Source organism: Bradyrhizobium sp. CCBAU 51765 (assembly GCF_015291725.1).
Classification (GTDB): Bacteria; Pseudomonadota; Alphaproteobacteria; order Rhizobiales; family Xanthobacteraceae; genus Bradyrhizobium; species Bradyrhizobium liaoningense.
Genome location: NZ_CP030038.1, coordinates 8,355,755 through 8,371,527, shown reverse-complemented (window position 1 = coordinate 8,371,527; position 15,773 = coordinate 8,355,755). Strand labels below are relative to the sequence as shown.

Annotated in this window: 13 protein-coding genes; 7 read left to right on the top strand and 6 right to left on the bottom strand. The window is 64.2% G+C overall.

Annotated features, from left to right (window positions below; translation table 11 throughout):
* Positions 1-135: 135 nt before the first annotated feature.
* Positions 136-816, bottom strand: a complete 681-nt coding sequence (locus XH96_RS38755; protein ID WP_194390485.1) for an MBL fold metallo-hydrolase — start codon at positions 814-816, stop codon at positions 136-138.
* Between the two features lie 182 nt (positions 817-998).
* Between XH96_RS38755 and XH96_RS38750 the strand changes: the two genes are divergently transcribed.
* Together XH96_RS38750 and XH96_RS38745 are read left to right on the top strand one after the other, a co-directional pair.
* Positions 999-2,597, top strand: coding sequence for an alpha-amylase family glycosyl hydrolase (locus XH96_RS38750; protein ID WP_194390484.1), 1,599 nt, complete (start codon positions 999-1,001; stop codon positions 2,595-2,597).
* Between the two features lie 180 nt (positions 2,598-2,777).
* Positions 2,778-3,269: an MmcB family DNA repair protein gene (locus XH96_RS38745; RefSeq protein WP_194390483.1), complete on the top strand. Its 492-nt coding sequence runs from the start codon at positions 2,778-2,780 to the stop codon at positions 3,267-3,269.
* A 74-nt stretch (positions 3,270-3,343) separates the two neighbouring features.
* On the opposite strand, the gene XH96_RS38740 is transcribed toward XH96_RS38745, so the two are convergent.
* The 3 genes from XH96_RS38740 to XH96_RS38730 all read right to left on the bottom strand — a co-directional run bounded on the left by XH96_RS38740 (position 3,344) and on the right by XH96_RS38730 (position 6,660).
* Positions 3,344-4,333 (bottom strand): c-type cytochrome, encoded by a 990-nt coding sequence (locus XH96_RS38740; RefSeq protein ID WP_194390482.1) that lies wholly within the window; start codon positions 4,331-4,333, stop codon positions 3,344-3,346.
* A 347-nt stretch (positions 4,334-4,680) separates the two neighbouring features.
* Positions 4,681-5,235, bottom strand: a complete 555-nt coding sequence (locus tag XH96_RS38735) for an ActR/PrrA/RegA family redox response regulator transcription factor (RefSeq protein ID WP_028176842.1) — start codon at positions 5,233-5,235, stop codon at positions 4,681-4,683.
* 102 nt (positions 5,236-5,337) lie between these two features.
* Positions 5,338-6,660: an ActS/PrrB/RegB family redox-sensitive histidine kinase gene (locus XH96_RS38730; RefSeq protein WP_194390481.1), complete on the bottom strand. Its 1,323-nt coding sequence runs from the start codon at positions 6,658-6,660 to the stop codon at positions 5,338-5,340.
* A 108-nt stretch (positions 6,661-6,768) separates the two neighbouring features.
* Here XH96_RS38730 and XH96_RS38725 point away from each other — a divergent pair, with 108 nt between their 5' ends.
* The 4 genes from XH96_RS38725 (at position 6,769) to XH96_RS38710 (ending at position 11,220) form a co-directional block, all read left to right on the top strand.
* Positions 6,769-7,572, top strand: a complete 804-nt coding sequence (locus tag XH96_RS38725) for an ABC transporter ATP-binding protein (RefSeq protein WP_194390480.1) — start codon at positions 6,769-6,771, stop codon at positions 7,570-7,572.
* Between the two features lie 226 nt (positions 7,573-7,798).
* Positions 7,799-8,617 (top strand): ABC transporter permease, encoded by an 819-nt coding sequence (locus XH96_RS38720; RefSeq protein WP_194390479.1) that lies wholly within the window; start codon positions 7,799-7,801, stop codon positions 8,615-8,617.
* Between the two features lie 122 nt (positions 8,618-8,739).
* Entirely contained in the window at positions 8,740-10,068 is a 1,329-nt protein-coding gene (locus XH96_RS38715) for a polyhydroxyalkanoate depolymerase (RefSeq protein WP_131870296.1), read from the top strand.
* A 312-nt stretch (positions 10,069-10,380) separates the two neighbouring features.
* The gene (locus tag XH96_RS38710) at positions 10,381-11,220 is read left to right on the top strand and encodes a M48 family metallopeptidase (protein ID WP_194390478.1); all 840 of its coding nucleotides are present in this window, start codon (positions 10,381-10,383) and stop codon (positions 11,218-11,220) included.
* 327 nt (positions 11,221-11,547) lie between these two features.
* On the opposite strand, the gene XH96_RS38705 is transcribed toward XH96_RS38710, so the two are convergent.
* Entirely contained in the window at positions 11,548-13,758 is a 2,211-nt protein-coding gene (locus XH96_RS38705) for a transglycosylase domain-containing protein (protein WP_194390477.1), read from the bottom strand.
* Between the two features lie 168 nt (positions 13,759-13,926).
* On the opposite strand from XH96_RS38705, the gene XH96_RS38700 reads away from it, so the two are divergent.
* Positions 13,927-14,352: a DUF1330 domain-containing protein gene (locus tag XH96_RS38700; RefSeq protein ID WP_194390476.1), complete on the top strand. Its 426-nt coding sequence runs from the start codon at positions 13,927-13,929 to the stop codon at positions 14,350-14,352.
* Between the two features lie 134 nt (positions 14,353-14,486).
* On the opposite strand, the gene XH96_RS38695 is transcribed toward XH96_RS38700, so the two are convergent.
* Positions 14,487-15,713, bottom strand: coding sequence for an ABC transporter substrate-binding protein (locus tag XH96_RS38695; protein ID WP_194390475.1), 1,227 nt, complete (start codon positions 15,711-15,713; stop codon positions 14,487-14,489).
* Positions 15,714-15,773 lie beyond the last annotated feature (60 nt).

Below are 15,773 nucleotides of genomic sequence, written 5' to 3'. Positions count from 1 at the left end.
AGGCGCGAAAGCGTAACTCCGAGTCCCCGTAACCACGTCTCCCTGTGGTTATGGATCCCGGCTCTGCGCGTGCGCTTGTCCGGGACGACGGCGGAGTTTGTGGCGGACTGTCGGTGACGATAGCGGAGTTCGTTGCTACATCTCGCCGGTGATGAACGGATTGGTCATCCGCTCCTGGCCGATGCTCGAGCCTGCGCCATGGCCGCAGATGAAGCCGACATCGTCGCCGAGCGGCAGCAGCTTCGTCTTGATCGAATTGATCAGCGTGGCGTGACTGCCGCCGGGCAGATCGGTACGTCCGACCGAGCCCGCGAACAGGACGTCGCCGACATGGGCAAATCGTAACGCCTTGTTGAAGAACACCACGCTGCCGGGCGAATGGCCCGGGCAGTGCAGGATGTCGAAAGACAGGTCGCCGATCGACACGCTGTCGCCTTCGTCGAGCCAGCGGTCCGGCGCGAAATCGCGCACGCCGGTCATGCCGAACCGCGCGCCGCTTGCGACGACATTGTCGAGCAGGAACTTGTCCGCGGCATGCGGGCCCTCGATCGGCACCTTCAGTGCCTCGCGCAGCTCGGCCGCGCCGCCGACATGATCGATATGGCCGTGAGTCAGCCAGATCTTCTCCACGGTGACGCCGGTCTGCTTGATCGCGTCCAGGATCTTCGGCACGTCGCCGCCGGGATCGATCACCACGGCTTTCTTGGTGGGCTCGTCCCAGATGATGGTGCAGTTCTGCTCGAACAGCGTCACGGGAACGATGATCGCGCCCGCCTTGGGTGGCGAGGAGTCCTGAGTGTCAGTTTGCTCGGTCATGGCGCCACAATGCCGATTTTTGTCGGTCCGCCAAGCAAAAGATTCGCAAAAGATTCGGGCGAGAGCTTCGGGAACAGCCGCGGTCCTCGTCACACGGCCGTCCCAATTGGTCTGCCAATCTGAACCGGGGCGATGCTGTCGCGTTCTCCCGCGCAAGGCGCAGATTTCGGGTGGTCTTCGGCATGGCTCAAGGCGACGAGAATTGGTGGCGCGACGGCATCTTCTATCAGATCTATCCGCGCTCGTTTCAGGACTCCGATGGCGACGGCGTCGGCGATCTCGCCGGCATCCTCAGGCGGCTGCCTTACGTGAAATCGCTCGGCGTCGACGCGATCTGGCTGTCGCCGATCTTTCCCTCGCCGATGGCGGATTTCGGCTACGACATCTCGGATTATGTCGGCATCGAGCCGCTGTTCGGCACGATGGCCGATTTCGATGCGCTGCTCGCGGCCGCCCATGACAATGGCCTGAAGCTGATCCTCGATCTCGTGCCGAACCACACCTCCGACCAGCATCCCTGGTTCGTCGAGAGCCGGTCCTCGCGCGACAATCCCAGGCGCGACTGGTACATCTGGCGCGATCCGGCAGCCGATGGTGGCGTGCCCAACAACTGGCTGTCCGAGTTCGGCGGCAGCGCGTGGCAATTCGACGAGACCACGGGTCAATATTACTACCACGCCTTCCTCGCCCAGCAGCCGGACCTGAACTGGCGCAATCCGGATGTCCGCGCCGCGATCTACGACGTGATGCGGTTCTGGCTCGACAAGGGCGTCGATGGCTTTCGCGTCGACGTGATCTGGCACCTGATCAAGGACGCCGAGTTCCGCGACAACCCGCCCAACCCGCATTATGTCGAGGGCCGGCCGCCGAACGAGAAGATCCTGACGCAGTACTCGACCGATCAGCCGGAAGTGCACGATGTCATCGCCGAGATGCGGCGCGTCACGGATACCTACGGCGCCCGCGTCCTGATCGGCGAGATCTATCTGCCGCTGCACCGTCTCATGGCCTATTATGGCAACGATCTCACCGGCGCGCAGATGCCGTTCAACTTCGCGCTGCTCTCGACCTTCTGGAGCGCGCGCTCGATCGAGACGATCATCGAGGATTACGAGAAGGCGCTGCCGAAGGGCGCCTGGCCGAACTGGGTGCTCGGCAATCATGATCGGCCGCGCGTGGCGAGCCGCGTCGGTGCCGAGCAGGCCCGCGTCGCGGCCATGCTGCTGCTGACGTTGCGCGGCACGCCGACGCTTTACTACGGCGACGAGATCGGCATGCACCAGCTCGCGATCGCGCCGGAGGATCTGCGCGATCCCTTCGAGAAGAACGTGCCCGGCATCGGCGTCGGCCGCGATGGCTGCCGCACGCCGATGCAATGGGATTCGTCGAACTTCGCCGGTTTCTCGGAGGCGAGGCCGTGGCTGCCGCTGCCGGAGGATCATACCCACGAAAACATCGTGAATCTCGAAGCCGATCCGCGCTCGATCCTCAATCTCTACAAGCGCCTGATCGCCCTGCGGAAGAGCTGCCCCCCGTTGGTCGCCGGTGACTACCACCCGATCTCGGCGCAAGGCGATCTCCTCATCTACCGCCGCGAGGTCGATGGCAGGGCGGTGATCGTGGCGCTCAATCTCGGTCCCGAGCCGGTCGCTGTGACCACCAGCGCCATCCGGTTCGGCAGCGAGATATTGCTGTCGACGTTCCTCGATCGCGAGGGCGAGCGGCTGGAAGGCGTGCTGGATTTGCGCGGCAATGAGGGCGTGGTGGTGGCGCCGCCCTAGCCGTCTCTTTTCGGCGAAGAACGGCGCTCGCAATGACGGCCGTTGAAGCGGTGGAGCAAACCACGCCATTCGTCGGCGTTCGCGGTCTTCGTGTCCGACCACAGGCACCCGTCGCCGAGTGGCGGGTTCCGGAACGACGGGAGAGTGTCCGCCCCTCACGGAATCGGCTATCCTCCCCCCATGGACAACACTGCCCGCAACATTGCCCTCGTGCCGCCGCCGGACCGTCGCCAGTCGGAGACCGCGCTCGCCATCGCGCGGGGAACGGCGCGTCTGTTGCGCTCGCTCGGCTTTTCCTGCATCAGCGAATTGCCGCTGCCGTCGGGCCGGCGCGCCGATCTGGTGGCCCTCAATGAGCGCGGCGAGATCTGGATCGTCGAGATCAAGTCGTCGGTGGAGGATCTGCGCGCCGACCAGAAATGGCACGAATATCGCGCCCATTGCGATCGGCTGTTCTTCGCCTTCACGCAGGATCTGCCGTGCGAGATCTTCCCCGATGACACCGGCCTGATCATCGCCGACGCCTATGGCGCGCATCTGCATTGCGAGGCGCCCGAGCACAAATTGCCGGCACCGACGCGCAAGCAGATGACGGTGCGCTTTGCAATGGCGGCAGCCTTGCGGATCAACCGGCTGGTCGACCCGCAGGGCCACGCGGATTTCTGGGAATAGGCGCGGGCTGAGCGAAGCGCGACGTGATCCGGTCTCCTCGTGATGCGAGGGCGCCGAGTTCCCTTCCGCCGGGACTACTTCTTGGCTTGCATCGCCCGGATCGGACCGAAAGGTCCGTACATATGCTGCTGCTGATCGAAGCCGTCGGCGTACGGTCCGTAAGGCGCATCGACCGGCTTGGTCGCAAGGTCTGGATAGTCCTTGTCGAGACCGGCTTTTCTCGGACGCGGTTGAGAGATCATGTAGGCCGCCACGTCCCATGCCTGCTCGACCGTGAGCTGCGGATTCAGATAATCCGTCCCGTGCGGCATGTTGAAGTGCACGAAGTTCGCCGCGGTAATCAACCGCGCCATGCCGGCGCCATCATTGAAACTATCCGGGCCCCAGAGCGGGGGCACCATGTAGCCGAGATCGACGCTCGGCACGCTGCGGCGTATTCCGGAGCCGTCCTCATTGTGACAGGAGAGACAGGCCTTCGCGTAGATCGCCTTGCCGCGAACCGGGTCGGCCGCCCGATCGAGCTCAGGCATCGATCCGGTGCCAAGTCCTGACAATGCCTTGCCGGCCGGCACGCCGGATGACAGAAATCTGATGTAAGCCACGATGGCCTGCATTTCCGGACTCTCGAGTGGCAGCGCGCGGCCATTCATGCTGCGCGTCATGCACGAGTTCACACGGTCCTCGATCGTGATCTCGGCGCCGAGCCGGGCGCTGTATTGCGGGAAGAGCTCGACCAATCCGAAGATCGGCAAGCCGAACTTCTTCGTGCCGGCTTCGAGATGGCAGTTGCTGCAGGCGAGATTGTTGCCGGCATAACGCTTGGCTGGATCCGGCACCTCCGGCCCGACATGGGCGTAGGTCGCAGTGATGAGGTCGCGCCCGCGCCGCACGAGCCGGCCATGAGCGTCATCAGGCAGCGCGCCGACTTCCGGCACCGTCCAGACCGGAGAGAATATCTGCTGCGCTCGCACCGCGGCCGGCGCGGCTACGGCGATGACGCCGACGACCACCGCGCGCACCGTCCAGAAGCAAAGCAATGCAAGAAGCGGCGTAGGGTGAACCATCGATCTCTCGACATCAGGTGGATATTCGACGCGCCAGGTCGGCACGATGATCCGCCGTCCGAGGTTAACGTCGGGTTCAACGAACTCGCGAGGCCAACACTCGGGTTTACCGACACGACGCCGGGACGTCAGGCCGGGCACGTTCCGGGCCGACCGTCCTTGGGGATGTTGAGCTATGGGAGCGCGCCCGTCGAGTTGCGACATCCGCAGCTGACCCGGCTTTCGCTGGGGCCGTTCCCTCCGCGGAAACGGCCATCCCGGGTCAACGTCAACGTTTCGACCACGCCAAGCATCTCCGCCTCAGCCTCAAGGCCGGAGATCTGCGTTCTCATGAGTGAACGCCGAGACTACCTCGGCGCGCGCTTGGCCAGAATGCGCTGCAGCGTGCGGCGGTGCATGTTGAGCCGGCGCGCCGTTTCCGAGACGTTGCGGTTGCACATCTCGTAGATGCGCTGGATGTGTTCCCAGCGCACGCGGTCGGCCGACATCGGGTTGGTCGGCAGCTCGGATTTCTCCGCGCTGGTCGACAGCAGTGCCGCGACGACGTCGTCGGCATCCGCGGGCTTGGAGAGATAATCGATCGCGCCCATCTTCACCGCGGTGACGGCGGTGGCAATGTTGCCATAGCCGGTCAGCACGATCGCGCGTGCATCGGGGCGCTTCTTCTTCAGCGCCGAGACCACGTCGAGGCCGTTGCCGTCGCCGAGCCGCAGATCCACCACCGCGAATGCCGGCGCCGACTTGCCGATCTGCGCAAGTCCGTCCGAGACGGTGTCGCATGATGTCACCGAGAAGCCCCGCGTTTCCATGGCGCGCGACAGCCGCTCCAGAAACGGCTTGTCGTCTTCCACGATGAGAAGCGAGCGGTCGCTCTGTTCGTTCAGTTCGGCAATGGCGTTCAAGGTTTTGTCCTCTCTCCAGCGCATCGACATATGGCCTCGCAATCACGCGGTGCCAAGGCCGCCGATGGTCGATCGGCCCTGTTGTGCGACGCAAGGTCGCGGCTATCCTATTGTTTCTTCGTGCGTCTCGATAGCCTCAAAACGCTGCCTGGGCCATGTGATCTGGACCACCGCGCCGTGTTCCGGAAAGGTCCGATTGGTAAACGAGACCTTGGCGCCGGTGCGTTCCAGCAAGGTACGCGCGATGAACACGCCGAGGCCGAGGCCGCGTCGTCCGCCGCCGCCATCGTCCTGGGTACGGCGCCGCGACAGATAGGGCTCGCCGATCCGGTTGAGGATGTCGGGCGGAATGCCCGGTCCGTCGTCGGAGATCACGAGTTCGATAGTGTCCTTGTTCCACCATGCGTTCACCTCGACGGTGGTGCGGGCGAAATCGACCGCGTTCTCGACGATGTTACCGATGCCGTACAGGATCGCCGGATTGCGCGAGCCGACCGGCTCGGCCGCCGCGGCCACCGCGATCCGCACCTTGATCTCGACGCCGAAATCGCGGTGCGGCGCCACCACCTCCTCGATCAGCTCCGACATCTTCATGCGGTCGAACGGCGCGCCGGTGGAGGAGAGCTGGGTGATCTTGCTCAGGATGTCGCGGCAGCGCTGGGTCTGCTCGCGCAAGGTCTTCAGGTCGGCGGCAAAGCTTGGGTCCTTCACCGTCTTTTCCAGTTCGCGCGAAATCAGGAAAATCGTCGCGAGCGGCGTTCCGAGCTCGTGCGCGGCGGCGGCGGCGAGTCCGTCGAGCTGGGTCAGATGCTGCTCGCGCGTCAGCACCAGCTCGGTCGCGGCCAGTGCGTCCGCGAGCTTGCGCGCCTCCTCGGTGACCTGGAACGAATAGAGGCTGGTGACGCCGATCGCGAGCGCGATCGAGAGCCAGACGCCGACGAGATAGACCGGCGGCAGCACCAGCGGATCGTCGGAATCCCACGGCAGCGGAAAATGGAAGAAGAACAGGAGCGACGCGCAGGCAACCGCGAGCAGGCCGAGACCGAAGGTGAAACGGGCCGGCAGCGCGGTGGCCGAGATCAGCACGGGCGCGAGGAACAGGAACGAGAACGGGTTCTGCAGGCCGCCGGTGAAGAACAGCAGGCCGGCCAGCTCCACGATGTTCAGCGCGAGCAGGCCGGCCGCCTGCATCGGCTCCAGCCGCTGCATCGGATTGGCCGCGGTCTGGAGCGCCAGATTGAGTGCGGCCGACAAAGCGATGATGCTGACACAGGGGACGATCTCGACGTTGAACTCCAGCCCCTGTGCCACGATGAAGATCGCGGCCAGCTGGCCCAGCACCGCGAGCCAACGCAGCCGCAGGATGGTGTCCAGCCGGATGTGCCGCTGCGCGTGGCGGAAGTCGGAAGCGGCAATTTCGGTCATATCGGACAATGTAGCGGTGCTTTCTCGATCACAAACGCTGGGCTCGCGGAACCACGCAGGCATTACAAGCCTTGCGCTATCGGCTGCAATAGCAGAAGAACGGCCAGCATGACCGAGAATGACAAGGCTTCAAGTCGGCCGACTGTCGCGGATCGCAGCTCGTCCGCGGCAATCGCGGTCGATCACCTCGTCAAGGTCTACAAGCAGACCCGTGCCGTCGACGATATCTCCTTCACGCTTCCCCGCGGCAGCATCACCGGCCTTCTGGGCGGCAACGGCGCCGGCAAGACCACGACCATCGCGATGATCATGGGCCTGGTGCTGCCGACCTCCGGCCGCGTGCAGGTGCTGGGGCATCGCATGCCCGAGGAGAGCGCGGCCGTGCTGGGCCGGATGAATTTCGAGAGCCCCTATGTCGACATGCCGATGCGGCTCACGGTGCGGCAGAACCTCACCGTGTTCGGCAAGCTTTATGCGGTGAAGAATCTCTCTGACCGCATCGCGAAGCTCGCCGAGGATCTCGACCTCACCGATTTCATCGACCGCGCCAACGGCAAGCTCTCGGCCGGTCAGAAGACCCGCGTGGCGCTGGCGAAGGCGCTGATCAACCAGCCCGAGCTGCTGCTCCTGGACGAGCCGACCGCCTCGCTCGACCCCGATACCGCCGACTGGGTGCGCGCGCATCTGGAACGCTATCGCCGGGACAACAACGCCACCATTCTGCTGGCCTCGCACAACATGCTCGAGGTCGAGCGGCTCTGCGACCGCGTCATCATCATGAAGCGCGGCCGCATCGAGGACGACGGCGCGCCGGAAGCGATCATGGCCCGCTACAACCGCACTACGCTGGAAGAGGTGTTTCTGGACGTCGCGCGCGGCCGGGTGAACGGCGCGAAGGAGGCGGCGAGGTGAAATGCGATCGTAGCCCGGAGGGAGCCAGTCATCCCGGGGCGCGACATCGTCGCGGGCCCGGGATCCATAACCACAGGATTGAATTTGGCGAAGACTCGGAGTTACGCGTCTCGCCCGACAACAGTGGCCTGTGGTTATGGATTCTCAGATGCGCAATTGCGCATCATAGCTCGCGCGTCGCGCGCCCCGGAATGACGAAGCTCTGTCCGGGCCAAGGGCCGCACCAATGACCGAGCTCTCCCTCCACTCCGGCATCTCCGTTCATCGCATCGGCGCGATGATCCTGCGCTACTGGTATCTCTTGCTGTCGTCCTGGCCGCGGCTGCTCGAGCTGCTGTACTGGCCGGCGCTGCAGGTCATCACCTGGGGCTTCCTCCAGCTCTACATCGCCGAGAACGCCAGCTTCTTCGCGCGCGCCGGCGGCACGCTGATCGGCGCCGTCATCCTCTGGGACATCCTGTTCCGCGGACAGCTCGGCTTCTCCATCTCGTTCCTGGAAGAGATGTGGGCGCGCAACCTCGGCAACCTCATGATGAGCCCGCTCAAGCCGATCGAGTTTCTGCTGTCGCTGATGGTCATGAGCCTGATCCGGCTCGCGATCGGCGTCATCCCGATGACGCTGCTCGCGCTGTTTCTGTTTCACTTCAACGTCTATGCCCTTGGCCTGCCGCTGATCGCCTTCTTCTGCAATCTGATCTTCACGAGCTGGTCGGTCGGCATCTTCGTCTCGGGTCTGGTGCTGCGAAACGGCCTTGGCGCCGAAAGCATCGTCTGGACCCTGATGTTCGCGATCATGCCGCTCGCCTGCATCTACTATCCCGTCAGCGTGCTGCCGGTCTGGTTGCAATACGTCGCCTGGACGTTGCCGCCGACCTACGTGTTCGAGGGAATGCGGGCCTTGTTGATCGAGCACACCTTCAGGACCGATCTGATGCTGGCTGCGTTGGCCATCAACGGAGTGCTCCTGCTTGCATCTTTTGGGGCATTCCTTGCCCTTTTGCGCAGCGCCAGAAAGCACGGCTCGCTGCTGGCGGGAGGCGAATAATGTCACTTTCTCGTGGATTCAGGCTGGTTTGGCCGTCTTCGGCTACGTAGATGTACGGAACCATGCATTGACGCAATATTACGCATTCGGCAGTATGCTGCGATGCGAAGAGGAATATAGCAATGCCCATTGGTGAGTTCGGCGGCGCACCGCCGCTGGCGGCAGAAGGCAGTCCGGTCCTGACGACGCCGATGTACTGGATGTACGAGATGGCTCATGCCTCTCTCAATCCGGCACGTGCGGTCACCGACGCGACGAAGCTGCTGTTTCAGAATCCCCTCAACCCCTGGGCGCGCACCGAGGTCGGCAAGTCGGTCGCCGCGGCCTGCGAATTGTTCGAGCGCACCACGCGTCGCTACGGCAAGCCGGAATGGGGCCTCGACGACACCGAGGTCAACGGCATCCGCGTCCCCGTCGAGATCCGCTCGGTCTGGGAAAAGCCGTTTTGCAGGCTGCTCTATTTCGATCGCAAGTTCACCCGCCCGCTGCGCAGCCCGCAGCCGCGCGTGCTGATCGTGGCCCCGATGTCCGGCCATTATGCGACGCTTCTGCGCGGCACCGTCGAGGCTTTCCTGCCGGCGCATGAGGTCTACATCACCGATTGGGCCGATGCCCGCATGGTCCCCTTGAGTGAGGGTCGCTTCGATCTCGACGACTACATCGACTATGTCATCGAGATGCTGCACGTCCTCGGCGGCAACACCCATGTGATGGCGGTGTGCCAGCCCTCCGTGCCCGTCGTCGCAGCCGTCTCGGTCATGGAGGCGCGCCGCGATCCGTTCGTGCCGACCTCGATGACGCTGATGGGCGGCCCGATCGACACCCGTCGCAATCCGACCGCGGTGAACAACCTCGCCCAGGAGCGCGGTATCGACTGGTTCCGCAACCACGTCATCACCAAGGTGCCGTTCCCGCATCCGGGCATGATGCGCGACGTCTATCCGGGATTCCTGCAGCTGAACGGCTTCATCAGCATGAATCTCGATCGGCACATGGATGCGCACAAGCAGCTGTTTGCCAATCTGGTGAAGGGCGACGGCGATCTCGTCGACAAGCATCGCGACTTCTATGACGAATATCTCGCGGTGATGGATCTCTCGGCCGAGTATTACCTGCAGACCGTCGACACCGTGTTCGTGAAGCACTCGCTGCCGAAGGGCGAGATGACTCATCGTGGAACCCGCGTCGAACCGTCCAAGGTCAGGCGCGTCGCGTTGATGACGGTCGAAGGCGAGAACGACGACATCTCCGGCCTCGGTCAGACGGAAGCAACACACGGCTTGTGCAGCTCGATCCCCGATCATCGTCGCGTTCATTACGTCCAGAAGGGCGTCGGACATTACGGCGTGTTCAACGGATCGCGTTTCAAGTCGGAGATCGTGCCGCGGATTCACGACTTCATGGTTTCCGCTGCGAATCCGAGCTCGTTACAGGCTCTCGCGGCCGAATAGAGCGTTTTCGAGCGAAGCAGTGGCCGGTTCGCGTAAAGGAAACGCGTCAGAACAAGAATCCAGAGCCGTTCCGATTTTCATCGGAGCGCCTCTGGTCGCGAATTTCGGCTTTCCCGTCGAAATTTCGGCCCTGGAGGAGCCTTTCGGCGGGGTAAGTTCCCGGCGGATTCGCGGTATTTAGGTAGCTTTATAGGAGTGAGTCCGTCCTCACCCCTTGGGGGTGTCGCATGCATCCAGCGGGGGCGAAAAAAGCGGGTTCCAACCCCAGTCTGTAGGGTCTCCCCCGGCGCCTGACCGCTGTATATTGGGCAAATGATTTGTTTTTGCGCCGAGCGCTTTCCCTGGCGGCGGTTATGGCAGAATCCGGGCGAACTCCTGCTCCCCGGACTGACAGACATGGCCACTCGCGCACTCCTTTATCGTCGGCCCCACGAACCGAAGACCCTCGTCATCACCCACGGATCGCAATTTTTTGCGATTCGGCTGCGTCGGCACCGCCGCGCGCGCCGGTACACGCTCAGAATTCATCCGAGCGACCGCGAAGCCATCCTCACCATGCCGCCGCGCGGCACGCTCGCGGAAGCCAAGGATTTCGCGCAGCGTCACGGTGCGTGGATCGCCGCACGTCTCGGCCGCCTGCCGAAGGCCGCACCGTTTCAGCCGGGCACGGTCATACCGCTGCGCGGCACGCCCCATCGCATCGTTCATCGCGCCGGCACGCGCGGCACGGTGTGGACCGAGACGCGCGAGTCCGGTGAACGCATTCTCTGCGTCGCCGGTGGCCTCGAGCATGTCGATCGCCGCGTCGGCGACTTCCTCAAGCGCGAGGCCCGCCGCGATCTTCAGCGTTCGGCGGAAGCCTATGCCGCCGAGCTCGGGGTCAGGGTCAAGCGACTCTCGATCCGCGATCAGTCCAGCCGCTGGGGCTCCTGCACCTCGGCCGGCTCGCTGTCGTTCTCCTGGCGCCTGATCCTCGCACCGCCCTTCGTGCTCGACTATCTCGCCGCCCACGAAGTCGCTCATCTCGTCGAGATGAACCACTCGGCGCGGTTCTGGCGCGTGTGCGGCAAGGTCTGCCCGTCGATGGAGCGCGCCAAGAAGTGGCTCGACACCTACGGCAATGATCTGCACCGGTATGGCGTTGAGGATTAGGACTCACGCGTAGCCAAACACGCGCTGTCGTCGCCCGGCTTGACCGGGCGACCCAGTATTCCAGAGGCAGCAGTTATAGAGCCGAGAGGCCGCGGCGTACTGGATTCCCCGCCTGCGCGGGGAATGACAGCTGAGGACGAGGCAGCATCAGCGCGCTCAGCTCGATTTTCGCCACACTTCGCGACGATTTCGCCGTCTGCCCGATTAATCCCGTCGCATCAAATGCTTCGAGCGATCGACCCCGCGTCACGCAGGACGTCGCGTTCTACTGTGCATGGGGTTGTTTTCGCAGTTTTTGTTTTGAGGTTACCGGGACCTCAAGCAAAGCTACCTGTTCCTGCCAAACAGCCGGTCCATCAGCCAACCATCGAGCCCGGCCGCGGCCTCGGGGCGCACATTGGTGCGCGTCGGAGGCGGCGGGCGGTAGCCGCCCGCGTTCGTGGGTGCCGGTGCGGCGGCCGTCGGCGGCGACACCTGCGAGGCCGCCTGCGCGAGGTTCGACAGCCCCCAGCCGCCGGGTGAACTCGGCAGGTTTGCCACCGGCACGCCCTCATGCGCTGCCTTCATGAAGCGCGTCCAGACTTCCACCGGCAGGCCGCCGCCGGTCGCCTTCTTGGTCGGCGAGTTGTCGTCGTTGCCGAGCCAGACGCCGGTGACGAGGCTCGCGGTGTAGCCGATGAACCAGGCGTCGCGATAATCCTGGCTGGTGCCGGTCTTGCCGGCCGCCGGCCAGCCGGGGATCTCGGCCTTCTTGGCGGTGCCTGATATCAGCGTCTCCCGCATCATCGCGTTCATCATGCCGACATAGCGGGGCTCGATGACCTGGTTGCGCTCCTCCGGCTGGCGCATGTAGAGCAGCTTGCCGCTGAGCGTCCTGATCCGCGTCACGACATGCGGCGCCACCGCGAGGCCGCCATTGGCGAAGGGCGCATAGGCGCCGACCAGCTCGACCACGGAGACCTCGGAGGTGCCGAGCGCGATCGAGGCATTGGGTTCGAGCTTGGAGGAGATGCCGAGCCGGTGCGCGGTGCGCACCACGTTCTTCGGCCCGACCTCGAGGCCGAGGCGGATCGCGACCGTGTTGAGCGACATCGCCAGCGCCTGCGTCAGCGTCACCGCGCCGAAATATTCGTGGGTGTAGTTCTCGGGTCTCCAGCCCTTGACCTCGATCGGCGCGTCCTGGCGCATCGTGTCGGGCGTCAGCCCCTGCTCGAGCGCGGTGAGATACACGAACGGCTTGAACGAGGAGCCCGGCTGCCGCTTGGCGGTCACAGCCCGGTTGTACTGGCTGTCGGAATAGTTCCGCCCGCCGACCATGGCGCGCACTGCGCCGTCGGGCGTCATCGCCACCAGCGCGCCCTGGCTGACGTTGAACTTCACGCTCTTGGCCGCGAGCTCGTCGATGATCGCGGCTTCCGCCACGCTCTGCAGTTTCGGATCGATCGTGGTCTCGACCTTGATGCTCTCGTCGATCTGGCCGACCAAATCGTCCAGCACCTCGCCGATCCAGTCGGCGACGTAATTGACCGTGCCGGCGCCGGCCGGCTTCACGTTGTAGGACGGATGGCCGATCGAGGCCTTGGCCTGCGCGTCGGTGATGAATTTCGCGTCCGCCATCGCCGCGAGCACGACTTGCGCGCGCGCTTCGGCGCCTTCCGGATTGCGGTTCGGCGCAAGGCGCGACGGCGACTTGACGAGGCCGGCCAGCATCGCGGCTTCTGCAATCGTGACGTTCTTCGCCGACTTGCCGAAATATTTCTGCGCGGCGGCTTCGACGCCGTAGGCGCCGGAGCCGAAATAGACACGATTGAGATAGAGCTCCAGGATGTCGTCCTTGGAGTGCTTGCGCTCCAGCCAGATCGCGAGCTCCGCCTCCTGCAGCTTGCGCTGTATGGTGCGCTCCTGGGTCAGGAACAGGTTTTTCGCGAGCTGCTGCGTCAGCGTCGAACCGCCCTGCGACACGCCGCGATGGAGCACGTTGGTGACGAGGGCCCGCAGGATGCCGACGGGATCGATGCCGAAATGCGAATAGAAGCGGCGGTCCTCGATGGCGATGAACGCCTTCGGCAGGTAGGGCGGCAGGTCCTTTAGCGCGACATTGGCGCCGGCCATCTCGCCGCGCTGCGCCAGCATGCTGCCGTCCATGCCGACGATCTGGATCGTCGGCGGCCGCTTGGGAATCTCCAGCGACTGGATCGGAGGCAGATGGGCGCCGACATAGACCACGACGGCGATCACGGCGATGCCGCCCCACAGGCTCAGCACCGCGCCCCAATAGACGAGGCGGCCGAGGCTGAAGCCGCCGCGTGACTTCGAGCGGCGCTTGGCGCCGCTGCGGCCGGCAGGTGCCTTTCGTTCGCGGGGCGGCTCGTCGCCGGCATCCTCGCTCTTGCGCCTGGTGGATGTCTTGGCAGATTTCTTCGGCTTGTCGTCGCCGCCGGGAACGCGGTCCGCAGCGGTCAGGCGCAGATCGGCGAGCGCCGCGGGCAAGCCGAACAGCGGCTCCTTCCGCGCACCCTTTTTCTTTCCCCACGCCATACGCAATACGCCCGGTCAGTCCGCCCCGCCGCACGCTAGCGGTCGCTGTTTAAGGCCCGGTTACCCTGACGTTAACGCGTGATTAGGAGGTGGGGCATTCGCCCGCCGCAGTTCCGCTCCCCTGCCGCCGGGGCTAGGATCGTCCGCATAAATAAAGAGGGAGCTCGCATGGGCCATATCGATCCGACCAAGGAGATCTTCGCGCAGTTCCGGGAGAACGACCGCCCGGGCCCCATCCACATGCTCAATCTGGTGCGCCTGCGGAAAGAGGCGGCCTATCCGGACGGCCGCAAGGCGAGCGGCGCGGAGGCCTATGCGGCCTATGGCCGCGAGAGCGGCCCGGTGTTCGAACGTCTCGGCGGCCGCATCGTCTGGCAGGGCAGGTTCGAGCTGATGCTGATCGGCCCGCAGGAGGAGCGCTGGGACCATTGCTTCATCGCCGAATATCCCAGCGTCGCCGCCTTCGTCGAGATGATCCGCGATCCCGTCTATCGCGAGGCGGTGAAGCACCGCCAGGCCGCGGTGGAGGATTCGCGGCTGATCCGTCATGCCGTGCTGCCGGTCGGAAAGAATTTTGGCGAGATACCGACCTGAGTTCGTAGGGTGGGCAAAGCCCCGGGAGCGCGAATGCGCATCCCGGGGCGTGCCCACCATGTCTGTCGTGGAGAAGATGGCGGGCACGACGCTTGCGCGTCTTTGCCCACCCTACGAAGAGGTCCTCTCTTCCCCTAACCCGAGGGGCCGGTGTCCTCGATGATCGGTCCGAACAGCTCCCAGCGTTCGCCGTTGAACTTCATCATCTGCATCTGCTTGTTGACGCGGTAGTCGTTCGGGCCGGTGTTGATCTTGATACCCGGCAGCGCCAGGCTCGGCGTGTAGCCCTTGATGTTGGCGACCTGCTTCATGACGTTCTCACGCGTCAGGTCGTCGCCGCATTGCTTCAAGACCTGCACCAGCAGCTCGGCCACCGAATAGGCATAGGTGTTGATGGTGTTGAGCTTGTCGCCCTCCGGGAAATACTTGTCCATGAAGGCGAAGAAGGCCTTCACGCCCGGATCGTCCTTCCACTGGGGGTCGCCCGGGTCCTTGCCGTAATTGGTCGAGATGATGCCCTTGGAGATGTCGAGACCGGCCGGCTTCAGCGTTGCCGACACCGGGCTCGCATTGATGTCGAGGATGTGCACAGGCGTCCAGCCGAGATCGGCAAGCTTCTTGATCGCCTGCGCAGCGAATTTCGGCGTCGAGGCGTCGAAGAACAGATCAACCCCCATCGACTTCAGCTTGACCACCTGCGAATCGACGGTCGGGTCGGTGACCTCGTAGGAGACCTCGCCGGCGATCATGCTGGCAGCCTTGTCGCCGAGGCCGCTCTTGAGCCCCGCCAGATAGTCGCGGCCCATGTCGTCGTTCTGGTAGAGCACGCCGATCTTGGCGTTCGGATGCTCCTTGAGAATGTACTTGGCGTAGATCCGCCCCTCGGACACGTAGTTGGGATTGTAGGCGATGGTCCAGGGATAGTTCTGCGGATCGTTGAAGCGCGCGGCGCCGGTGGAGGCGAGGAGTTGCGGGACCTTCTTGCCGTTGAGATACTTCTGCACGGCGGCATTCGCGGCGGTGCCGATCAGCTGGAAGGTGAACAGCACTTCGTCGCCCTCGACGAGCTTGCGCACCTGCTCGACGGTCTTGGGCGGCGAATAGGCGTCGTCATACTGGATCAGGTTGATCTTGCGGCCGTTGATGCCGCCCTGATCGTTGATCATCTTGAAGTAGGCGGCCTGGGTCTTGCCGATATTGGCGTAGACGGAATAGGCGCCGGAGAACGGCACGGTCTGGCCGATCTTGATCTCGGTGTCGGTCGCGCCGGTGTCGTATTTCTTCTGGGCGAGGGCCTGGCTGGTGGAGACCGCGACGGCGAGCGCCGCCGCGGCAGCTATGAAGGCTCTGCGATTGTTCATCTTGGGTTGTTCCTCCTGACGGAATTTTCGGCCGATGGTCTTTCCCCGTTGATTGCAACG